The organism is Streptomyces sp. NPDC059787 (genome assembly GCF_042732315.1).
Taxonomy (GTDB): domain Bacteria; phylum Actinomycetota; class Actinomycetes; order Streptomycetales; family Streptomycetaceae; genus Streptomyces; species Streptomyces atrovirens.
Window position 1 is genome coordinate 78,842 of sequence record NZ_JBHWHX010000004.1, and the last position, 25,629, is coordinate 104,470.

At 73.9% G+C, this 25,629-nt stretch carries 2 protein-coding genes; both read left to right on the forward strand.

Features of this window, described 5'->3' with window-relative positions; translation table 11 throughout:
• The gene (locus tag ACFV5H_RS05355) at window positions 1–348 is read left to right on the forward strand and encodes a hypothetical protein (RefSeq protein WP_385192978.1); all 348 of its coding nucleotides are present in this window, start codon (window positions 1–3) and stop codon (window positions 346–348) included.
• Window positions 349–25,614 (forward strand): lonely Cys domain-containing protein, encoded by a 25,266-nt coding sequence (locus ACFV5H_RS05360; RefSeq protein WP_385192981.1) that lies wholly within the window; start codon window positions 349–351, stop codon window positions 25,612–25,614.
• The last annotated feature ends 15 nt before the right edge of the window (window positions 25,615–25,629 follow it).

Genomic DNA, 25,629 nt, shown 5'->3' on the forward strand with positions numbered 1-25,629 from the left:
ATGTCCGGCAACTATTCCGCCGACATCCAGGCGATTCTGCAGGGTTCCAGGCACCTCGCCGACGCCGTCCGCTACGGCGACGAGATGCTGCCCCGGTTCGAGACCGGCTGCGCGCAGTACTCGGGCTGGTGGGGCGAGGAAGGCGGCGACGACGAGTTCGCCAACGCGGTCGGCGAGCAGGTCCGGCGCGAACAGCAGCAGGTGACGGACACGGTCCTGGCCATCACCGGTGGGTTCCTGGCGCTGGTCGACGCGGTCGCCGCGGAGGCCGACCACGTGCAGCGTCCGCAGACCCAGGCGGTGGAGGACATCGAGACACACGGCTCGGAGAGCGAGAACAGGCGCTGAATGGCCATCATGTTCCCGCCCGGCCTGCGGGAGTTCATCGAGGTCTGGGTGGGCGCGAACGTCGCCACCGGCAACGAGGACCGGGGCTTCGACAGCCGTAACCCCTACAAGCGGCTGGCGGACGACGTCAGGGACCTCTCCGACGCGATGAAGGGAGCGATCTCCACCGCCGGGAACTCGCTCCCGCCGCGGATCGCCGACGAGTTCGTCGCCGCGATGAAGCTCTTCGTCGACGACAACGGCCAGAACCACCTGCAGAAGTTCTCCGACGAACTCCGGGAGCTCGGCTCCCAGCAGATCGACCGCTCCATCAAGCTGTCCGAGGCGAAGTACCAGATCCTCATCGAGTTCATCCTGATGAACATCGAGCTGGCCCTGATCGCCGCGCTGGCGGTCTTCACCGGCGGTACGTCGCTCACCGAGATCGCCATCCAGAAGGCGCGCACCGCGCTCACCATCCTGCTGCTCCTCCAGCGGCTGGGACGGGCCATCCCCACGCCGCTGTCGGTGCTGCTGGAGGCGATCCAGGAGGCGTTCGTCTCCTTCGCCTCGCAGCTGATCTCCATGACCGCGCCGGACGACCCGGAACGCCGGCGGGACAAGTTCGACTGGACGGACATCGGCCAGTCGGCGGTCGCCGGCGCGTTCGCGGGACTCTTCGGGGGCATCTTCGGTGAGGTCGGCGGACATTTCATCAACAAGTACTTCAGGAACAACAACTTCTGGAAGGAAACCTTCGAGCTCCCGTTCACCTTCGTCAACGAGGGGCAGGCGGAAACCTTCGCCGAGGCCTTCACCGGCCTCATCTTCCTGGGCACGTTCACGCTCAACCCCGGCACGTTCCTCAGCGCCGGCCTCAGCGGCCTGGTCTTCGAAGCGGCCTCCACCGGTGCGGAGTTCGGCGGAAAGTTCGTCTACAAGAATTACTTCCAGAACATCGACTTCGGCTCCGGCGACGTCAACGACCTGCCGGGCGGCGGCAACCGGTACGGGAACGGAAGCACCGGCCGGTACGAGTACGAGAACCGGTACGACACCACGTACGACGACGGAAGCACGTACCAGGACCTCCACGACGACACCTACAGCGCTCCGTACACGAACAGCAGCACGTACCGGAACACCTACGACGACACGTACGGCGACGACTCCCGCTCCTACGTCGGTGACACCAGCGACAGCGCGTCGGTCTTCAGCGACATCAGTGACACCGCGTCGGTCTTCAGCGACACCAGCGACATCAGTGACACCGCGTCGGTCTTCAGCGACACCAGCGACGTCTCGTCCGTCTCGTCCGTCTCCTCCCTCCCGTCCCTCCCGGACTACGACACGGTCTACGGCGCCGGCACCGACACCAACGCGTACGGCCTCCCGGGCACGACGGGCACGACGGGCGCGGTCAAGCCGTCGTACCAGCCCCCGTCGTCGAACGCGTACGACGACGTCCACCGGGACTCCCTGGTGGACGACACCGACACCGACACCGTCTTCTCCACCCTCAACCCGTCGGTGACCACGACCCCGGGGACCGACTGGACCGCCGGCACGGACAACACCCTGCCGGTCAGCAGGCCCGCCACCGTCGGCTCCTCCGTCCCGGAACCGCTCCCGACCCGGACCGGCGGCAGCGACCTCACACCGGACGAGACCGAACGACAGCGGTCGACGGACGACGACACGACCCGGTCCACCTCCGACGGGCAACAGCAACGGCAACAGCCGAACGCACAGGCGCCCCTCGCGACCCCCACCCCGTCGACCACCACCCCCACCCCGTCGACCACCACGCCCCCGGGCCACACCTCGCCGACCGCCACCCCGCAGCCACGGTCCCAGACCGCCGCACCCGGCGACCCGACGGTCACCGCCGGGCCGTCGGCCTCGGACACGGCCGTCCCGGACGACGTCCGCACCCCCTCGCCCGAGGCGTCCGAGCAGGCCGGCCCGTCCTCCACGGTGCCGAAGGCCGAGACCCGGACCACGTCCGACGCCCCGGAGCCCTACCGGCCCGTACGCACCGAGTCCGAGGAGCTGCCGGCCGCCACCGGCTCCACGGCGGAGCCCACCCGGACCCAGCCCGTCACCGTCGACGAGACACCGCTCAGCTCCCGGGCGCCGGACGGGATCCCCACCGGGGAGTCCTCCGCACCCGGTTCCCCGGACTCGATCGACATGATCATGGACTGGGAGGAGGAGCAGGGCGCGTCCGAGTACGAGTCGGAGCCGGACCCGGCCACCGAGGCGCTGTACGACCGGCTGCTGACGGACGTGTTCGGCCCCGGCATCGCGGCGAACCCCGTCCACCCCGCCCTCCGTGACGCCCTGACGCACCTCGACCAGCTCCGGCAGGCCGATCCCGCACTGCGGAACGCCCCGCTCGACCTGGACGGCCTGACCCGCAAGGTGCTGCTCCTGGACACCGCCCATCCGGTGACCGACGCGCAGCGCAGCGAACTGTTCCGGGTGGCGCTGGACCCGGCGGTGGAGTCGGCGAGCAGCCTGGCCGCCCTGGCCGCCTTCCACCTGGAACTCCGCGGCGTACTGTCCCCCAGCCACAGTCTGACCGACGCCGGCGGCGTGTGGGGCCGCAACTGGACGAACGCCACGATCCCCGACCTCGACCTCACCGAGGTGGGGAAGGTGGTCCGGCAGCCCGACGGCACCCTGGGCCGCGGAGATGTGGAGCCCGCGCCCTGGCACCGTCCCGGTGAGCCGAAGCCGTACGTCGTCATGGCGGAGGGCGACCACCGGCGGATCGTCGTACGAGGCCACGACGGCGCCCCGCGCCAGGTGCCCCTCGACGTGTTCGCCGAACTGCTGGCCCGCGACCCCCGGCTCGCCGGGCTGCCCCCGGACACCCCCGTGGTGCTGCTCGTCCCCGGCGCCGGTGCCCGCGGCCTGGAGCTGCCGCGCCAGGCCGCGGACCGGATCGGCCGGGACGTCTGGTCGGCCAACGGCACCGTGAAGGTCTCTCCGCAGCGCGACCCGTCGCAGCCGCACGTCGTCTCCCTGCTGTTCGGGGAGGGGATGCCGCGCGCCGACTGGATCCGCAGCACCCCCGGCCAGGTGCTCGACCCGGCGGAGCGCGAGAACGCGCCGGAGTGGGAGCGCGAGATGCTGTCGCACAGCGTCGTCGGCGACGGGGGCACGACCATCGGCAGAGGCGTGTTCGAGGACTCCGAGGCCCCGCGCCGGATCGCGGTGCTGAAGCTCGCGACGGAGTCGTCGGAGCTGTGGCACTACGACCCGGTCACCAAGGAAGCGGTCAAGGACGACGAGCCGGTTCCGTTCGCCGGCAAGCCGGTGTACGTCTTCAGCGCCCACGCCCGGCCGGGCGCGACCCGGGTGCCGACCACGACGGACCCGAGGCACCACACCCACCAGCGGGAGACCGGCCGGATGCTCAGGCGGCGTCCGAGCCTGGCCCGGCTCCCCAAGGACCACGCCGTGCTGATGGAGGCGTGCTCCAGCGCCGGGCCGCCGGGTGTGGTCCGCACCCGCAGGGGCATCGACGACACCTTCGTCCCCGACCCGCTGGCGGTCGTCAGCGAGAGCCAGCACGTCGCCAACGAGACCGGCCGCACGGCGTACGGCGGCACCCACATGGTCAGCTTCGCGACGCTGCCGGACGGGAAGTTCGTCCACCGCCTCTACACGGACTCGCGGGGGCGGCGCGGCAAGTGGGTGGAGCACCGGCCGGAACCCACCGGTGACCTGCTCGACGACCGCGCCCGCGCGGCGGGCCTGCACACGGACCCCGGACGGCCGGTCACGGACGCCACCCGCGAGCGGACGCTGCGGCTGGTCCGCGCGCTGCGGCTGGCCTTCGGCGCGGCGATCGAGGACGACAGCCGGTACGGCGATCTCCTCGCCGGGATCGGCGCGCTGGAGACCATGCGGGCGGCCGACCCGGCGCTGGGTGACCTCGGCCCGTTCAGCATGGACCTGTTCGAGCGCGCGGCCCACGCCCGCCGGCCGGGCGGCACCGGCCCCGACGCCTACCGGGACCTGCTCACCGACGCCGCCGACGCCGTACGCCGCGGGCCGGACACCGTGCTGTCCGACTTCGTCACCCTGCCCCACGTCACCGCCGCCGCACAGCGGCTGGGCGGTCTGACGGACCAGGACCTGGACACCGAGGCCGCCCGCGTCCTGCGACTGGACGACGGCCCGGCGGCCGTCGGGGAGCCCGAGCGGGCCCGGCTGTTCTGGGCGACGGTCAAGGCCCTGGAGTGGGAGAGCCGGACCCCCGACCCGGACGCCCTCACCGGCAGGGTCCTGCACCTGGAACAACCGGACCCGTCCCGGCGCCCCGACCTGCTCCACCTGGTCGCCCGGGCGGCGGCCGTCGGCGTCGACATCGACAACCTGACCGAACTGGGCGCGTTCCACCTGGAGACGCTCGGCGCCCTCGCGTCCGCCACCCAGCTCCGCGACGCCAACGGCGCACCGGTCGGCCGCCATTGGGCGCAGGCTCCGCCGAACGCGACCATGACGACCGACCGTGTCGTCGTCGCCGCTCCGAAGCCGGGCGGCGGCTACCAGCCCGTCGGCCAGGAGCGACCGCCGTGGAACGTGCAGGGCGGCCCCTCGGCCTACACGGTGTGGGCCGGAGGAGGCAGGGACCACCTGCTCATGCACCTTCCCGGAGGCTTCCGCGGTCGGGTGCCGTACGAGGAGGTCGCCGAGCTGCTGGCACGGGACCCGGTACTGAACACCCGCCCGACGGACGGCACGGACATCGTCCTGGCGGTCTCGAAGGCGGCCCCGCCCACCGGACCGGGCACCGCCCCGGGCACCGACCCGCGCGCCGTCGTCAGCGCCGGCACCGGCCGCGCCGTATGGGCCTCGCAGAGCAGTGTGGGTCTGGCCGCCACCGGGCCGTCCCGGCCGTACGTTCCCACCTTGCTCCCCGGCGCACCGGGCCGCCCGGCCGCCGCCGACTGGGCGGCCGCCCGGCCCGGCGACCTCACCGCGCCCGGCACCGGCAACACCGGAGTGGACGACGTCACCTTCGCGGACCGCCACGGGACCGATGCCCCGCCCGCCGCCCTCGTCGGCCTTCTCGATCCCGGACCGGTCGGGGGTCTCGACACGCCGTTGCCGAGCCTGGACGGCCTGCTGGACGGCCACGGGACCGATGCCCCGCCCGCCGCCCTCGCCGGCCTTCTCGATCCCGGACCGGTCGGGGGTCTCGACACGCCGTTGCCGAGCCTGGACGGCCTGCTGGACGGCTTCGACACCTCGCTGTCGGACCACCAGGACGACGGCGTGGACGGGGACCGGGGGGCGGAACCGACCCCGGAGGAGATCCGGCACCGGGAACTGCTGGCGGACATCTACGGCCCCGACATCATGTCGAGCCCCCTGTACCCGGACATCCGCGACGGCCTCGCACGCCTCGACCGGCTCCGCCGGACCGACCCCCTGCTGGACTTCGGCCCGCTCGACCTGGACGCCGTGGCCCGCCGGGTGCTGCTCCTGGACCCCGCCGATCCGGTGAGCGACGTGCAGCGCGCCCGGCTGCTGGGGCTGGCCTCGACACAGGAGGCACGGGCGGCGGGCGGTCTGGCCGCCCTCGCCGCGCTCCACCTCCGGCGCCAGGGCGTGCTGTCACCCACCCACGCCCTGACCACCGGCCCCGACGGACGCCCCCGCGGCCGCGACTGGACCCGGGGCAAGGACGGGCTCGACGACCTGGACCTCACCCGTACGGGAAGGACCGGGCCCCGGGCCGACGGCAGCCTGTCACGCGACGAGGTGGGACCCGCGCCCTGGCACCGGCCCGGCGGCCCGGACCCCTATGTCGTGCGGGCGGACGGCGACCGTGACCAGGTCGTCGTCCGCGGCCACGACGGCGTCCCGCGCGAGGTGCCCCTCGACGTGTTCGCCGAACTCCTCGCTCTGGACGCCGAGCTGAGCGGACTCCCGGCGGACGTGCCGGTGCTGCTGCTCGTCTCCGACGCCGGCGGGGGCGGCCTGGAGCTGCCGCGACGGGCGGCGGACCGGACCGGCAGGGACGTCTGGGCGGCCAACGGGGTCGTGGACGTCGCCGAAGGCCCGGACGGAAGCGCCTCCCACCCGTACGTCGTGCCCCTGCGAAGTGCCCGGGGCAGCGACCGCACCGACTGGATCCGCAACTCTCCCGGCCTGCTGCCCGACCCCGCGGAGTCCGCCCGCGCCCCCTTCTGGGAACAGGACCTGCAGTCCCACACCATCGTCACCGATCAGGGGCCGATCGGCAGGGCCGTGTTCGAGGACGGCGACCGCGCACGGCTGCTACCGGGGATCCGGCACTCGGCGACGGCGACCGAGCTCTACCACGTCAACCGGCAGGACGGGACCTGGGTCAAGGACGACGAGCCGGTCCCGTTCGCCGGCAAGCCGGTGTACGTCTTCGCCGGGCACGGCTCGCCCGGCGAGACGGCGCTGCCGACCCGGTCGAACCCCCGCCACCGGAAGCGGGAGCGGGCGACGGGCGGCATGCTCAGGCGCCGTCCGAGCGTGGCGCGGCTCCCCAAGGACCACGCCATCGTGATGCAGGAGTGCTTCGCCGCGACACCGCCGGGCATCACCCGCAGGCGCAAGCTGGTCACGGACACGTTCGTCCCCGACCCGCTGGCCGACGTCAGCCAGAGCCAGCACGTGGCCAACGAGACCGGCCGCACCGTCTACGGCGCCACCCAGGAAGTCGGCTTCAAGTTCGAGAAGGACGGCCGGGTCGCCCACTACATCATCATGGATTCGCGGGGCCGGCGCGGGAAGTGGGTGGAGCACCGGCCGGAACCCGACGACGCCGCGCTCGACGACCGCGCCCGCGCCGCGGGCCTGCACACCGACCCGGTGGGACCGGCGTCGGAGGAGGTCCGCGAGCGGACGCTGCGGCTGGTGCGCGCACTGCGGCAGACGTTCGGGGTGGCGATCGAGGACGACAGCCGCTACGGCGAACTCCTCGCCGGGATCGGCGCGCTGGAGTCCCTGCGTGCCGCCGACCCGGTGCTGCGCGACGCCGTACCGTTCAGTCTGGACCTGTTCGAGCGCGCGGCCCGTGAGATCCGCACGACGGAACACGGCGACCCGGACGGCGACCTGGGGCCCGACGCCTACGAGGACCTGCTGGCCAGGGCCGCCGACGCCGTGCGCCGGGACCCCGGCGCCGTGCTCACCGACCTGGTGACCCTGCCGCATGTGATCACCGTGGCCGAAGGGCTGGACGGTCTCACGGACGAGGAAGTGAACGAGGAGGCGGCCCGATTCCTGGGGTTGGACCCGGACCAGGTGGTCATCGGGGCGCCCGAGCGGGCCCGGTTCTTCTGGGCGACCGTGAAGACCCTGGAGTGGGAGAGCAGGACCCCCGACCCGGCCGCCCTCACCGGCAGGGTGCTGCACCTGGGCCGGCCCGACCCGGACCGGCTGCCCGATCTCCTGGACCTGGTGGCGCGCGCGGCGGCCGTCGGCGTCGACGTGGACGACCCGGTCGCGCTGGGCGCGTTCCACCTGGAGTCCCTGGGCGCCCTCGCGCCGGACACCCTGCTGCTCGACGACTCGGGCGCCCCGGCCGGCCGGAGCTGGGCGCCGGGCCCACCGGGTGCGGCGGTGGACGTCAGGTCCGCCCTCGTCATGGCGGCGACACCGGACGGCGGCCACCGCCCGCTGCGCCGGGCCAGGATGCCGTGGACCACCGACCCCGCCAAACCCGCCCCGTTCCTGGTGCGGGGCGAGGCCGGACCGGACCACCTCACCATGGAGCTGCCCGGCGGATTCCGGGCCGCGGTCCCCTACGAGGAGATCGCCGAACTGCTCGCGGTGGACCCGGTGCTGAACGACTTCCCGCGCACGGCCGACATCGTCCTCGCCTCCACGACCCCGACGGACCCGCGGGCCACCGACCGGCGAGCCCTCGCCGGCGCCGGGACCGCCCGCGCCGTGTGGACCTCACCGGGACCCGTGGGCCTGCTCGCACAGAGCGACCCGTCGCTGCCGCACGTCCTCTCCCTGCTGCCCACAGCGGACGGCCGGCGTCAGCAGGCCGACGACTGGTCGGCCGCCCGGCCGGCCCCCGCGTCCCCGGCGGACACCCATCTGTCGCCCACCACGGCCACGGCCGGGAACGAAACCGTCACTCCTCCCGGCCCGCCTCCGCCCCTGGAGCCGGACCCGACGACGGCCCTCGTCACGCTGACCACCGAGCCGGACCCGCCGTCTCCGAACGCCCCGCGCCTCGACCCCGCCATGGCGCCCCCGCCGAGGCGCCGCACCCCGGCCCGGTTCCAGGACGGCCGGCGGATGCCCGCGTACGTCGACGACCTCCAGTCGCTGCTGCCGGCCACCCTGACCGCCGCCGAGATCGAACAACTCCTCGCCAATCCGGGCACGTTCGGTCAGAGCACGGTCGTCCTGCGCGGCCTGGAAGAGGCCCTGGACACCGTCGACCGCGAACTGGAGCGCAGGCCGGACGCCCGGCCCGCGGACGGCGCACAGTTGCTGGACGACGTCCGGCGGACGCTCCGGGACAAGCCAAAGACGCTGGCGGACGGCGAGGGACGCCCGTTCCCGTACGTCACCGCGGACGGGAAGGCACGCGTCCTGTGGGTCAGAGCGCGTCACCACGGCAACTGGGCCCCGTTCGACGACGGCATCGGCGACTCGACGAAGATCGACAGCATGCACCGGGCGGCCGCGACCTTCGGGCTGACCAAGAACATGCAGGCCAACTCCCAGTACGGCCTCGGCGGGCCGATCGGCCCGGCGGGCACCGCGGCGTTCGGCGGCTTCGGCCGTCTCGCCCTGCGGTTCGGCTTCATCAACAAGGTCGGCTACACGCTGACCGACCAGCGCATGAACCAGATGGAGACCCGGACGCTGGACAAGTCGCGGGCGTTCCTGGACGACATCCACTACGAGTTCCGCGTCACCGATCCCGCCGGGCGGGTCGTCACGGGCATCGACCCCGAGCCCGGCACCACCCCCGATCCCGAGGCCGACTCGGCCGTGCCCGCCCGGTTCTCCTTCGGCGTCCGCAAGGGCCTCCTGGTCCGCCTGCCCGACAGCGTGACGAAGATCCCGAAGCCGGGCCGGATCCCCCGGTCGATCACCCTGGACCGCAACTCCCAGTACCGCTTCGTCCGTATCGAGGGGTTCGGTCCCGTCGCGGCGATCCGCGACTGGGCGGCCCGGCAGATCGGAGTCCTCCCAGGCAGCTCCGCCTACACCGAGCTGGACATCTTCTTCTCCGGCGACAGCTTCCAGCGGCACGGCGGCACGATGGCGCGCGGCCGCATCACCACCCCGCCGCTGTTCGCCGACGACAAGAAGAAGTCACCGCTGGGCGTCTTCGTCGTGGAGGAGGTGATCCCGCGGACGGCGATCCTCGTCGGCGAGACCGACCAGGCCGAGATGCGGGACATCAACACCTCGACGGTCCGCAGCGAACGGAGCCGGGCCGACGGCAGGAGCCTGCTGCTGCAGGCCGTCGCAGGACCCGCCTTCAACTTCTTCGACCCCGGCACGGCCCCCTTCGACCTGCGGCTCCAGTTCGGGCCGACCGCCCAGTACTCGTACGCGAAGACCTGGTCGGTCGGACTCGGCGGGGCCGGCACCCTCAAGTCGGCCGGACAGGTGAAGGGCCCCAGGACCGCGCTCTACCTGGTCGTGAAGTCGGTGCGGGTGCGGCGGGCCGGTGACAACGCGCCGCCGACGCGCTTCCTCACCTGGAGCCTGGACCGGATGACCAGCTCCGAGGCGCGGCGGCTGGCCGGATGGGACGACGGGACCGCACTCGCCCTGCGCAACGGCGCCGCACCGCCGTTCGTGCCGCCCTACCTGACCGTGGACCGCCCGCGCACCCTGGGCATGCACCGGGTGAAGGAGTTCACCTTCGACGACGGCCTGCGCACCCGGGTCACCCCGGACGCGGCGGACGGCGTCGGCCGCACCCTGCTGGACGCGTTCGCCGACGGCGTGGTCGACGCCGTCTCGAACCTGAACCAGGACCTGGTGGTGCCCCTCGACCAGCTGCTGCCGCCGAACCTGCCGAAGGGCTGGCGCACCCGCTTCAACGACCTGCTGGGGCGCAGGCCCGACCAGGTGCTCCGGGCGGCCGAGAGCCTGCCCATGCCGCCCCGGTGGACCGATCCCGTCAAGTACCGGATCGCGCTCCAGAACACCCTGCAGATCCTCGGTGTGCTGTCCCAGCAGAGCGTCACCGCGAACCTGGAGGCGCTCACCACGGTCGGCCTGCCGGTCAGGCTCAGGGACCCCGACTCCGTCGGGACGGTCTACTACACCCTCCGCGTGCACGGGACGCTGACCGGGCGCCGCTACGAGGGCAAGGACGTCGACGAGGGCATGCGCTTCAGCGCCCAGGGCGTCGACCGGATCGACGGCCAGACGAGCGTGAAACGAGGCGTGGACCTGGGCTTCGAGGGCACGTTCTCGGGCCGCGACAACGACCGCGACGAGGCGGGCCTGCCCCGGAACACGCTCGGGCTGACCCTGGGCGCACGCCAGGGCTGGCAGTGGGAGTCGGAGACCGGCTTCGGCTCGACGGTCACCAACGAGCCGATGTCGGTGACCAACAAGCCCACCCACCTGTACCGCTACGACCTCGCCCTCACCGCGAGCCTGAGCGGCTACTGGCGGCCCCGCGGCCTGATCCGCGGTCTCGGCCTCGGGCTGCCGGGACTGCTGGTGCTGGACGAACCGGTCAACGTGCTCTTCGGCCGGACACCGCGGGGCCACCTGCGGGGCGGCGGCCCGATGACCGGACAGGTGCTCATCGGTGTCCCCGTCCAGCACACGCCCGACGCGGACCCGCACGCGGACGGGGCGCTCAACCCGTACCTGTCCGACGAGCCCGCGCCCACGTCCATGACCACCGAGCGGGCCCTCGCCCTGGCGAAGGGCGACCTCGTCCTGCCCGCGGGCACCGGCCCGCAGCAGCCCGCCGGACGGCTCGCCGACCGCGGGACACCGCAGTTCAAGGAGTTCCGGCAGCACCCGTTCGTCATCGTGAACGTGGTGCTGTCGCCCACGCTGACCGCGGAGGTGGACCGGGTCCTGCGGACGGCGTCGGGCAGCGCCTGGCAGCTGGTGAAGGAGGGCGCCCCCACCCGGGACGCCATCGTCCGCACCTTCACCCCCCAGTACCTGACGTCGAGCTTCGACCAGAGTTCGGGGCCGCTGGGCCTGGTGGGCAGCGGCCTGCTGGGCAAGGGGCCGTACGGCGAGCTGTGGGGAACCTTCCGGTACACCACGACGGTCGGGAACCTGCGCGCCCTCACCCCGCCGATGTCCATGGACACCGAGATGACGCTCGGCGGCACCCGCCAGGCGGCCGGCAAGACCAGCAACAGCACCGGCTTCGTCTTCGGCGGCCAGCTGGTCTACTCCGTCGCCCAGAATCCGGGGCACGGACTCATGGGCGCGTACGGAATCGTCGCCAACCCCATTTCGAGGACCGGCACGTACAGTCTCAGCGTCGTACGCACCGTCGTCGCGGACATGAACCGCAAGGGCTTCACCCACCAGGTGCTCGTGGCCGGCGACGTGCAGCACTGGTTCGCGCTGTTCACCAGCCGGCTGGGCACCGGCCGCGTCGGAACGGCCGCGGCGGGCAGCGCCCTCGTGCCGCGTTCCCTCGCCGGGGCCGCGGGGACCGCACTGACCAGCCCGGGCGGTCTGCTGGGGCATCTGCCGGAGAAGAGCGCCCACCGGATGGGGCTGATCGACGACGGCATGGGCGACGTCCCCCGCTACACGAGTCGGGCCTGGACACCGCAGCCCTGGATGCGCGGCGCCGCCTTCGGCACGTACGCGGTGAACGCGCTGGACCCCACGGACGTGCTGCTCGCGTTCGACAGGCGGATCGGGAAGCTGGGACTCGACGACGAGAGCCGGGAGCGGATCCGGCAGCTGGTGACGGGTCGTGCCACCCGGGCGCTCAAGGGGGAGATGACGACCACCGGTCCGTCGACCCTGGTCAAAGCCGGCGGCTGGGGCTGGGACAGCATCCGGATCGGCAGCCGGCGGGTGCGGGCACGCGTCGAACTGATCCCCGGGACGCCCGTGTTCGACGGACTCGACCACAGCGCCGAACTGGAGGAGAACCGGCGGGCGATCGAGACCGCCCAGCAGAACTCCGAGTTCTCGGCCGGCGCCGACCTCGGCTTCCTGACCAGCCAGATGGTGTACACCGGCAACCCCCAGGTCCCGGCCGCCGGACCCACGTACACCGAGGGCGGCTCCAGCCGGAAGACGGTCGCGTCGAGCCACACGGTGACCACCGTCACCATCTACCGGGCGGCGTCCACCGAACCGCACGCGGAGGTCGTCACCCCGTACCGGATGCGCATCACCCTGGAGGCCGACGACACCCCCAACACCGGCGCGCCGGCCGACCCGGACCTGGAGGAGGCGGAGTCCACGGCCCTCGACCGCTTCCGGGGCCGGCTGAGCATCGTCGAGGAGGACGACGTCGGCGAGCTGCGCGAACACGTGCCGCTCAGCCTGATGGAGCCGGCGCCGTCATCGACGGGAACGGACGGGACCGGCACCTCCGGGGCCGGCCGGCGGCTGCCCGCGCCCGACCCGGCGGCCGACCCCGCCCTCGCCGGTCCGCCCCGCCCGGTACCGCTCTCCGGGGTGGAGGAGAAACTGACGGTCCGGGACGGGGACGGTGTCACGCGGTCGTTCACCTTCCCCGAGAACGGCATGCACCCGCGCGGGATCATCGGCATCGAGAACATCCGCATGGCCGGTGACCTCCTCCTCACGAAGGCGTACGACGTCGGCTTCCCCCTCCGGGCCCTGGAGGCCGAGGACGGTCCCGACGACGACGCCCTCACCGACCTCCTGCGCAGAACCAGGGAGACCGGGCTGACCCGCCTGGGCACCGGCTCGGCGCAGGCACTGGAGGACGGCACCAGCTCCACGGCGGTCACGGCGTTCTTCCCGCGCACCACCGAACCGGACGGCTACCAGGTGGCGGGGCTGACCGAGAAGTCCCTCGTGGGCACCGACACCGGACAGCTGTCACTGCGTTCGGCCCCCGACTTCAGCCGCGCGCTGCTGCTGACGGTCGCCGACGGCAAGAAACTGGAGGTGCTCAGACGGTACGGGGACAACGCCGGCACGTCGTCGTCCGTCGAGCACAGCCAGTCCTCGAGCCTCGGCGGCGGCTTCCTGTACGACTCTCCCAACAACGCGGGCCTCAACCAGATCGGCGCCTTCGGCCCCGGCCCCAACGACCTCGACGGTGACGTCATGCCGGTCGGGGACGACCACCTGACCTCCCGCAACCTCAAGCCCAAGACGGGCCGGTCCTTCCTGTTCGCCGTCCCGGCCACCTGGATCGGCGTCGGCGACGTGCACCGCGGCATCGTGGACTCCAGGCTCGCCAACCGGATCCGGGGCGGGACCTTCGCCAAGGCCCGGTCGGGTCCGCAGGCCATGGAGTCCGAGGCGTACGTCGTCACCTGGATCCGGGAGGACGTCGCCCGCGAACTGCGGATCATCACCGACACGAACTTCCCCGAGCGCGTCTCGAAGGCGTGGGACGCGGTCGAGAGCGCGAGCAAGGCGTGGGTCGACGCGGACAAGGCCTACTGGAAGAAGCGGCGCGCCTCCGGCGGGCTGCGCGCGGACCTCGACGCCGCGCAGGCCTCCCTCGACAAGGCCGCCGGGATCGCCCGCGCGGCGGCACGCCCGGTCGACCTCGCCCGGACGGGCGTCGAGGACGCGGACAGGGCCCTGACACAGGCCGAGGCCGACGCCCGCCGGGACCACGGCGTCGCGGACGCGAACGTGGCCGCCGCGCGGGCCGAGGTCGACGCCTTCGCCGACGACGAGTACGCCCAGCCCGAGCACGACGGCTGGGCGGAGTTCCTGCGGGACGAGCAGGACGCCGCCCTGGCCCGCCTGGCCGACGCGGAAGAGGCCGCCGGGAAACTGCGGAAGGCGGCCGACCTGCGGCTGGAGACCGCGCGCACCGAGAAGGCGTTGGCCGACGGACGGCTCGACGCGGCCCTGCTGTCCGCGAAGGCGCCCGGCCGGGCCCTCGACGAGGCCACCGCCCGCCGGGACACGGCACGCGACGCCTTCGACACCCGGCGCGCCGAGCTGGACGCGCTCAAGGACACGGCGGAGAAGGCCGCGGCGGAGTACCACCGGGTACGGGCCGGGACGGACCAGCTCACCCGCTGGCACCGGCTCGCGGCCACCGAGGAGGGCCGGAAGGGACTGGACGGTCTCGCCGAGCCGCCCGCGGTGACCTACCAGGCCCCGCCCAAGAAGCCCGTGGCCAAGCCCCCGGCCCCGCCCCGCTACACCAGGACCGGTGAGGCACCGGACACCGTCCTCACGTCGCCCACGAGCGAGACGTACACGCTCCACGACGTGCCGGAGGACGGCGACGCCTTCTTCCGCGCGCTCGCCGAGGGCCTCGAACGCGCCGCTCCGGGGCTGCTGGCCGCGCAGGGCATCGACCTCACCGACCCGCGGGCGATGTCCGAGATGCGCCGGAGGACGGCCTCCTGGCTCACCGACCACGCCGACGAGGACCTGCTGGCCGTTGTCGCCCCCGACCACACCGACACCTTCAGCGCGGAGGAGATCGCCGCGGCGGGCCTGGACCTCGGAACGGACACTCCCGCACGCCGTGAGTTCGACGGCCTCGGCGGTCTGATCCCGCACGTCGCCGAGCTGTCCCCCGAGGTACGGGCCGAACTGGCGATCACCCAGCTCCTCCGCCGGGGCGACGCCCCGTCCGAGGCCGGCTGGAACCACGGCGCGTCCGACCTGCTCCCGCTGCTCGCCGCACGCACCTTCGGCGTGCGCGTCACGGTGGTCGGGAGCGACGGCGGCTTCCAGGACTTCGCCCCCGAGGACCCGACGGGCACCGGCGACCTCCAGAAACTCGTCGGCCCGTCCCCCCACTCCGGCGCACACGTGGTCCTGAGCCTCGACAACCGCCACTACCAGCTGGCCCTGCCGACCAACCCGGTCCCGAAGCCGGACCCGAAGCCCCTGGCTCCGAAGCCGAAGCCGAAGCCGGAGCCGAAGCCGAAGCCGGAGCCGGAGCCGAAGCCGGACCCGTCTCAAAAGGACGGCAAGAAGGGCTCCGAGTCGGAGAGCGACAGCGGTCGGGCGAGAGGCCGTCGGGTGCCGGTGCCCGGTACGGGGGAGTGCCTTCTGTACTCCTTCATGGCCGGCGACCCCGTGCACATCCGCAGCCGTCTGGGCGGCCTCGCCACCACCGACCGCGCCGCGTACGACCTGCTCGGGGACCCCGACGCCGTACGCGCCGAACTGCGTCACCGGACCGAGGTCCGCGCCAGGACCGGCAAGGCCCCGACCGGTCCCTCACAGGCCGCGCTCCGGGCCATGCGGTCCTACCTGGAGGACTACGTGGCCCGCAGCGCGGGCCGGCTGCATCCGCAGATCGTCGGCCAGTTCCGGCAGACGGTCGCCGACGCGTTCGCCGCACGGGTCCGGGGCATGAACCGGGCGGAGAGGCTCGCCCTCCTCGCCCACCACGGCGTCCGGCGCGTCCCCGTCCCCGAGGCCCTCGACCCCGCCGAACTGCTGAAGCGGTACGTCGACGCCCGCATGGCGTCGCTCCCCGCCGACCCGGGCATCTCCCCGCAGGACGCCCGGGCCGTCCTGGAGGCGGAGGCCGAGGACCTGAGCCCGCGCCGGATGTTCGAGCACCTCGATCAGCACGACCTGCTGCCGGCACCCGACGAGCTCGACGACCGCGCACTGGGCCGACTGCTCGGTACCGCCTACACACAGAGCACCGCGCCGCTGGACGACACGGAACTGACCAGGCTCCTGGACGCCGTCGTCAACTGGGAGCAGCGCTGGGGGACGCCGGAGGGGGAGACCTTCCTGCCCCTCGCCGCGCACGCGTTCGACCTGCGGGTCGACGTGGTGCGGTCGCTCCCGGCGGGTCCCCGACGGGTCAGCGGCGCCGGACCCGACAACGCCACACGGCAGACGGAGGTCTACTACAACGGCGTCAACCACTACGACGGCAGCGACGCCGAAGCCCGCGACCGGTTCGGTGACTCGGTTCTCCCGAAGCGGATCAAGAACGAGGAACGCGACCAGGACGGCGACGTACGGCTCAACCCCCTGTGGGTGCCGTTGGACGAGGTCGACCCGGACCTGCTGATCACCGGCAACCGCGACGCGGTGTGGCTGTACACGGTCACCGATGACGGCCGGGTGATCCTCGGCACGGAGGACCTGAGCGGGATCGTCACGCCGGAGCAGTTCGACGCGCTGCTGGCGGGGATGCGGGAGAAGGACCCCGACCTGACGGCGGAGTCGCTGCGCAGGACGCTCGACGGGCTGGGCCACACCGGTATCGCCGCCGGTTTCGTCGACGGCGGCGGGGAGACGGCCGGCCGGACGCTGCCGGGCCGCAGCCGGGTGTCCGGCGAGTTCCGCTGGAGCGAGAAGCTGCGTTCCTGGGTGGTGAACGACAAGTCGGGCCGCTACATGAGCGAGTCGGTCCGCCCGGGTCTGGACGCGGCGGAGGCCGCCGACTGGCTGACCAACGTGGCGGCCCTGTTCAGCGACCGGCTGGGTGTCGTCGTCCGGACCGACCAGGTGAAGACCGCCGCGACCGTCCCCGCACCGCCCCCGGCCCCGGCCCCGCCGAAGGAACCCGCACCGCCCCCGGCCCCGCCGAAGGAACCCGCACCGCCCCCGGCCCCGGCCCCGCCGAAGGAACCCGCACCGCCCCCGGCCCCGCCGAAGGAACCCGCACAACCCCCGGCCCCGCCGAAGGAACCCGCACAACCCCCCGCCCCGCCGAAGGAACCCGCACAACCCCCCGCCCCGCCGAAGGAACCCGTACAGCCCGCACCCCCGCCGCCGCCGTCGGCGCCCACCGCCACTCCGGCCGCCCGCGCTGTTCCGGCCCCCTCGGGCACGCCGGGCACGCCGTCCGGTGACGACACCGGCAAGCTGGACGTCGCGCGCCGGTTCGGCGCCGTGCTGCAGGGCCTCGGCCACCCGGTGGTGCTGGCCGGAGCCGCCCGCGGCCGGGTGCAGTTCGGCCAACAACGCCCGCTGGGCACCGTGGAGTTCCAGCTGCCCGCGGCCACCCTGCCCGCCGTCGACGGGATACGCGCGGCGCTGGAGCGGGAGCTGCCCGGAGCGTCGGTGCGGGTCCTGCCCGGCACGGGCGGAGGCCGGGTGCTCGGCCTGTCGGTGAACGGCGTCGACATCACGGTCACGGCGGTGGACCGGCCTGCCTCCGGCACGGTCACGGCCGACGGCTTCACCGTGCCGGCCCCTGCGGACTCCCTGGCGGACGCCGCCCTCGCTCTGGCCACCGGCACCGACCCGCAGCTACGCGGACGCGACCTCCTCGACCTGCTGTGGGCACTGCACCGCACCCCCGCCGACGGCCCCCGTACGGTCACGTCGGTTCTCGCGCGCGAGGACGCCTACCGTGCCGCGCGGCCCGCCGGCGCCGCCCCCTCCCTCGTCGTACGGCTCAGCGAACTGCTCGACTCCGCCGCCCGGAACCCCGACGCCCTCACCCGCCACGAGGAGACCTGGCGCGCTCTCGGCGTCACCGACGCCGACCTGCCCGCGCTGCGCGCCGAGCTGACCGCGCTCGCCGACGGGCTGCGGGTCCGTCCGGAGGTGACCGCGGACCCGGTCCGGGCACTCGCCGCGCGGCTGCCCGGCCTGTCCGCCGCCGACCGTGACGCGGCGCTGGCGTCGCTGCCGCCCGCGCACCGCGAACGGCTGGCCGCCGACCCCGTGCTCGTGGACGCCCTGAGCGCCGGGCTCACCTCGACCGGGCTCACCTCGACCGGGCTCACCTCGACCGGGCGCGCCTCGACCGGGCTCACCTCGACCGGGCCCACCCCGACCAAGCTCACCCCGACCAAGCTCACCCCGGCCGAGTTCGCCTCGGTCGCGGCGCGCCTCATGACCCAGGTGCCCGACGGGGTCGAGCAGCCCGTCTCCGCCGGTGACCGGGCCCGTGCCCAGATCGCCCGGATGCTGCAGGACCCCGACGTCGCGGCCCGGTTGCTCAAGGGCGGCTCACGGGTCCTGGTGGTGCCCAAGGGCGAGGCCCTGACCTCCCTGGACGCCTTCCGCTTCCTGCGGGGCGCCGTCACCGGCGACGGCCGCCCCTGGGACGACGTCCGCGGTGTCGGCACACGCACCGCGGCCGTCACCGAGGAGAACCTGCTCGGCGAACGCACCACCGTCGGCACCGGCAAGTCCGCCTATCCCAACGGCTATTCGACCACCCTGCACGAATTCGCCCACACCATCCACCTGCACGGTCTGGACCCCGTCGACCGGCAGCGCATCACCAACACCTTCCGCACCACCACCCGGGCCGGCGAGGCGGGCAACTGGCCCGACGGCCCCCTCTACGGCTACGACGCCGACGGCCGCCGCAGCGCCCCCAACTACAGCAGCCGCGACGAGCTGGAGTTCTTCGCCCAGCTCAGCAACGTCTACCTCATGGCCAACGGCGGCGACGACCCCTACACCGGGCTGCCCCGCAACAACGCCGGCCCGGAGTGGGTGCGCACCCGCCAGCCCGCCCTGTACCCCCTGCTGCGCCGGCTGTACGGCGAGGGCCCCCGGCAGGAGCCCCGCCACCCGCGCAGCGTCGAGCCGGCCCGCCCCCGCGGGGTGCGTCCCGCGGACGTCAACCCCGTCGAGGCCACCGACACCGAGAACGAGGCGCTGGCCCGCGCCCGTGCGCTGTGGGACGTCGCCGAGGGCGGCCCGGGTGACGGCAGCGACGCCTACACGGCCGTCCGCGCCCTGTGGGACGGCACCACCGGCGCGCACACGCCGCAGCCGCACACGCCCGCGCCGCTGCCGCTGCCGCACCTCACCCCGGAGCCGGCGGCGCGGTCCGCCGCCGCACCGCCGCCCACCGACAGCGCGGCCCGGCAACGCCTCCAGGAACTGTGGGCACTCGTCGACGCCACCTTCGGCTCCCAGCCGCTCTCCCCGGACCTGCGCAACGGACTGTTCAACTCGCTGCGCGTGATCGAAGCGGCGCGCGCCGGGCACCCCCGTTTCGGCGCCGGCCTCGACCTGGAGGGCATCACCCGGACGCTGTTGCACCTGGCACCGGACGCGCCGGTGGACGCGGCCCTGCACTACGACGCCCTCACCCTCACGAGCAGCGCCCACCGCCGGGGCCGTGCCGGCAGCCTGGACGCCATCGCCGCCTACGGGCTGACCCGGCAGGGCTACCCGCAGCAGACCGCGCTCAGCGGGGACGACGGCGTGCCGTACGGCAGGAACTGGACCGGACGTCCCGGCATCCGCCTGCACATGGACGTGGTGGCCGATCCCCAGGGCGTCCGCCCCTCGCCCTGGGGGCCCGACGCCTACGCGGTGGTGGCCGAACGGAACGCCGAGGGAAGGCTGCTGGCGGACGGAAGACCGGTGTCGGACGAGGAGTTCGCCGAACTGGTGCTGCACGACCCGGGGCGGCGGCCGGACGTGCCCGTGGTGGTCCTGATCGCGGAGGAGGACGGCCGCAACGAGGCCCTCGCACGGGTGATCGCCGGCCGCACCGGCACCCGCGCCTGGTTCACCTACGGCGACCTGCGCCTCGAAACGGCTCCGACCGGCCGCCGGGTGCCGTTCCTGACCGCGCCGACCCCCGGGAGCGATCCGGCCGGCACCTGGGTCCCCGCCGACCCGGACCTGGTCCCGGACGACCCGGAGGCCACCGTCAGGGCCTCGGACGGCACCCTCTTCCCCGACTCCGACATCCACTCGTACCCGCTGGTCACGGTCGACGGGCAGGCACTGACCGGGCGGGCGTTCCTCGACGCGCACGACATGGCGCTGCGGGAGGAGGCCCTGCGGGTGGTGTCCGCCATCCAGCACTACGTCAACGTCATGGAAGGGCTGCCCGGTGTGTACGCCGGGCGGCAGAGCGGCCTGCTGCCCCTGCCGCGGAGCCTGGCCGGCTCCTACGTCGCCGTCGGCCACGGCGACAGCGGACGCACCACCCTGCCCCGCCGCAGCACCGGCGCCAACCAGGCGGTCCACCCGCGGCAGTTGGGCCGGGTGCTGGCGCGGCGCAGGAGCATGCGGGCACTCCCTCCCGAGACGCCGGTGTGGCTGCTGCTCTGCGAGCTGTCCATGACGCGCGCCGACCAGGACCTGCTCGCCCATCCCTCCTCCGCCCAGTACGTCGCCAACGAGACCCGCCGCACCGTCTTCACCGTGGACCGGCAGATCTCGCCGAGCGAGGCCGAGGGCGGCCTGCCGCCGCACCTGGTCGTGTACGACGACCCCGACAACCCCGTGGGCCACGTCGAGGAGTTCCGTCCCGAGCCCAGGACCGCCGCCCTCGACGCGCTCGCCGACCTGGGCGGACTCCCCGACGATCTGCCGGGGCGCACCGACCGCGCCCTGCACTGGGTGCGGGCCCTGCGCCAGACCCACGGCGTGCACATCGACTCCGACCCGGACCGCGAGGCGGAGTTCCACGAGCTGATCGAGGGCTTCGGCGCCCTCGAGAGGCTGCGGATCCAGGCGGCCGGCAACGCCGACCCCGGCCTGCTCACCTGGGGCGGGCTCCGGCACACCGTCGGCCAGTACGCCGCCCGGCAGGGCTGGGACCGGTCCCTGACCGCCGGCTCCCTGACACACCTGCTGCGCGCCGCACGCGCCGGCCGGCTGTCGCCCTCCGACGCCGTGGGACCCACCGCCGCCGCCGCGCCGCCGGTCTCCACCGTCACCCTGGCCCCGGCGGACGGGGTGTCGCGGCAGGCGGGCCCGGGAGCGCTGCCGGGCACCGGCCCCGACCTCGGCGACGAGGCCGGGAGCGTGGCGGTGCCGGACGACGGCGGACCCGCCCCGGAGCCTCCTCCGTCCCCGTCCCGGTCCCGGGTCGCCTTCGAGCACCGCCACCGGGACGTCACCGACCCGGACCAGCGCCGGCGACTCGCCGACCTGGCCGAGCGGATCGTGGTGTCCGGCCTGCGGGACCTCAGGGCCGGTCTCCGGCTGCCCACGATCACGGTCACCGGTTACAGCAACGGCCCCCGCTTCGCCCTGTCCGGTGGCGCCGTCGAGCACGCCGGGACGGTCGGCCGGCAGCGGGCGGAGGCCGTGCGTGCCCTCCTCCTCGACGAGATCCGGCGTCAGCTGGAGCTCAACGAGCAGGCCGTGCGCGACGTCGCGGAGACACGCGGCGGCACGGTCCGGGCCGAGGACTTCACGGTCACCACGGAGAGCGGCGGCCGGGACATCGGCGCCGTCGGCCCGATCGACGGCGCCACCGGGCGGGCGGCACGGCGGCAGGCGGTCGTCACGGTCGACCGCTCCCCCCTGTCGGAAGCCGCCGACCGGCTGGCGGAACTGAGCCCGGAGGACTTCGGCCCGGCGGACTACTCCACCGGCCCGGACCGGCTCGCCAGGAACCTCCTGCACCTCGACGACAACCCCGGGGACGACCCCGACCCGGACGACGACCCGGACGACGAGTCGGACAGCGAGTCGGACAGCGAGTCGGACAGCGAGTCGGACAGCGACTCGGACAGCGACTCGGACAGCGGGTCCACGGACTCCGCTCCCGCACCGGTGCGCTTCGACGTCGACGATCTGTCGCACCGCGTACGCAGGCTGTACGAGCTGACGCAGGAGGCGATGGCCGCCGGGCGGGCGACCAGCCCGGCGGCGCTGACCGCCTACCACCTGGGCAAGCAGGGCCTGCTGTCCGACGCCACGCGCATGACCGCACCGGACGGCACCCCGCTGGGCCGGAACTGGACGGGCCGGCCCGCCCGGGACCCGGACACCTCCTCGTACGACGTGGTGGACGGCGACGACCGGGACCCCCGTCCGTCACCGTGGGCACGCCGGCCCGGTGCTCCCCTCCCGTACGTGATCGGGACGAAGGACGGCGACCACACCAAGGTCAGGCTGTCCCTGCCGGACGGCGGCAAGCGGTGGCGGTTGTCGACCGAGGAGTTCGCCGAACTGCTGGCGCTGGACGAGGAGCTGGCGGGACGCGAGGGCTCCGCCGAGGTGGTGCTCGTCTCGCCGAACGCCGGTGCCATGGGACTGGACCTGCCCCGCAGGTCCGCGGCCCGGGTGCGCAGGACGCTGTGGTCGCACAGCGGCGAGGTCGCCCTGAAGCCGCACCCCGACACCGGCCGGAACCGCATCGAGGTGACCGACGACCGGGCCCTCGGCGACGAGTCGATGGGCGAGTCGGCGGACGAGATGATGGGCGAGCCGCTGGGCGAGTGGATCGCCGCCGACCCCGACGACCTGGGGCCGGACGAGGGACGGCCGAACCCCGGGGAAGGCGTCCTGCACACGATCGACGGGAAGACCCTCCGGGACGCGGACGTCAAGTCGGTCACCCTCACCGACGAGGGCCGGCCCGTCGGCCGTGCGGTGGTCAACGGCTCGGACCTGCTCCGGCGCGAGCCGTGGCTTCAGCAACTGACCCGGTCAACGGAGTGGTCCGTCTACGACCCTGTCACCGGTGAGCCGATCGGGAATCCCCGGCCGGTGCCGTGGAAGGGCCGCAAACCCTACTTCTTCCTGGTCCACGGCCTGCCGGGGCAGACCCTCATGGTCGAGAACATGTTCCAGAACAACGTTCCGGTCCCGGGCACGGAAACCGGCGGCTACCTCCGGCGGCGCCCCAGCGTGTCCCGGCTGGACCGGGACACCCCCATCGTGTTCCTGTCCTGCTGGGGGAGCGGACCGGAAGGACACACCGCCGCCGCCCTGAAGCGGAGCCGCCCGTTCGTCCCCGACCCGCTCGCCGTCCCGTCGGCGGCCCAGGACGTCTCCAACTCGACACGGCGCGACGTCTACGCCCCGGACAGGGAGCACCTGAGCCGTTACGCGAAGGGAAAGCTGTACGACCACGGTATCGGCACCACCCCGGCGAACGACCCGGTGGACATGGTGAAGCTGCGCCCCGAACCGACCCCCGACGAACTCGACACCCTGGCCGCGCAGGCCGGCCTGGAGACCTCCCCGGACCTCACCCCGGCCATGGCCCGGGACACGACACTGCGACTGGTCCGCGCCCTGCGGGCCACGTTCGGCGTCGACGTGGAGAACGACAAGGATGACCCGGCGGGCACGTACCGTCGACTGCTGCGCGGCATCGGCGCCCTGGAAGTCATGCGCCGCGGGGACGGGAACCTGCGGGAGTACGGCGAGCTGACGCTCGACCTGCTCGACCGGGTCACCCGCGCGCACCACGGCCTGACGACCACCCCCGGCACCCGGCCCGCGCCGCCGGACCCCGAGGACGTACGGACGATGCTGGAGGCCGCGTCGGCGCGTCTGGCGACGGACCCCCGGTCCGCGCTGCCCGACTTCGTCCCCCTGCCCTCCGTGGACCGGGCCCGCGAGCTGATCACACGGCACGACCCGGACCGGTGGGCCCGCCAGGTGCTGGGATTGCGTACGTCGGCGCCGGTCACCGCGGCCGACCGGCAGAACGCGCTGTGGGCCACGGTCAAGGCCGTGGAGAGCGTGGAGAACCATCCCGATCCCGACGCCCTGACGGCGAAGGCGCTCCACCTGGGCTCCGGTGCGGACCCGGGGGACGAGGCCCTGCGGGCGGACCTGCTCCGGCTGGCGGCCTCGGCGGCGGCCCTGGGCCGTGACGCCTACGACCCCACGGCGCTCGCCGCGTACGACCTCGAACGCCACGGCGCGCTGGACGACCGCACCCTCATCACCTCCGTGAACGGCAGGAGCACCGGCCGCAGTTGGACGGGGAAGCCCGCCCCGAGCCGTATGTGGGCGGACCGCTACGTGATCTCACCCGACGGCGGCCTGAACAACAGCCGCGGGGCCCTGGCACCCTGGCACCGCAAGGGCGCCGGAAAGAACGACCACCCCGGTGGATACGTACTGGACATGAGCGGCACCACCCCGGGACGGGTCGACATGCCCTGGCCGGACGGCACCACCCGCCCGGTGCCCTACGACGAGATCGCCGAGCTGCTCTCCCACGATCCCGTTCTGGCGCAGCTCGACCAGGACGTCACGGTCGTCCCCGTCGGGGTGGGGGCAGGCGATACCGCCCTGGCCGAGGCGGTCGCCGCCCGGACGGGGGCCGCCCGGACGGTGTGGCTGCCGACGCGGCCCCTCCGGCTCCTCGACCGGCGGCCGGCGGTGAACGAGAGCCTCCTCGTGCTGACCTCGCCCCAGGACGACACGGGAGCCCACTGGTCGCAGACCCGTCCACCCGAGCCCGAGCCCGCGCCCGAGGCCGGGTCCGAGGCCGAGCCCGAGCCCGAGCCCGGGTCAGTGCCCGCGCCCGAGCCCGGGTCCGTGCCTGCGCCCGGGTCCGAGGCCGGGTCCGAGGCCGAGCCCGAGCCCGAGCCCGAGCCCGAGCCCGGGTCAGTGCCCGAGCCCGAGCCCGGGTCCGTGCCTGCGCCCGGGTCCGTGCCTGCGCCCGGGTCCGAGGCCGGGTCCGGGTCCGAGGCCGAGCCCGAGCCCGGGTCAGTGCCCGCGCCCGAGCCCGCGCCCGAGCCCGGGTCCGTGCCTGCGCCCGGGTCCGTGCCTGCGCCCGGGTCCGAGGCCGAGTTCGGGTCCGAGGCCGAGCCCGTGCCCGAGCCCGTGCTCGAACCCGCGCCCGCGGCCCAGCCCTCCGGACCCGCTCCCGACGTCGTCACGGTCGGTGACGACACCCCGCTTCAGGCGCCGCCGTCCGAGGAGGCCCGGCGCCAGTGGATCGCCGGCCGGGTGAGCGCGGACGACCTGTCCGGCAACCCGCCGGGGTTCACCGGCGCCGAGATCGTCACCCTGGCCGAACTGAGGGACGCGGGCATCGAGATCACCCCCGGAATGGACGTCGAGGCGCAACTCGGCGGAGGCGTGCGGGGCAGTGGACTGGCGCCGCTCGACCAGGTGCGGCTGCTGTTGGTCCGCCCCGGCCCGTGGCCGGACGCCCTCGGGGCCGTCGCGGCCGCTGTGTCGCGCCGGATCTGGCGCTCGGCGTTCACGGCCTTCGAGACCGCGAGCCCGGACCCGAACGCCGTCCGGGCATGGGACACGGCCCTCACGCTGCTCCTGCCGGGCGATGCGGACTCCGTGCTGGCGGACTGGCGGTACGCCGCGGAGACGTACCGCGACGGGGTGCGCCGGCTCGCCGACCTGTTGGCGGCGGAAGGGACGGACCCCCGGACGGTCGCGCGCCTCGCCGCTCGGTTCCGGGAGATCCTCGGACTGCCGCCCCTCGGGACAGGTGATCCGGATGCCCAGTAGACGAAGCAGGAGGAC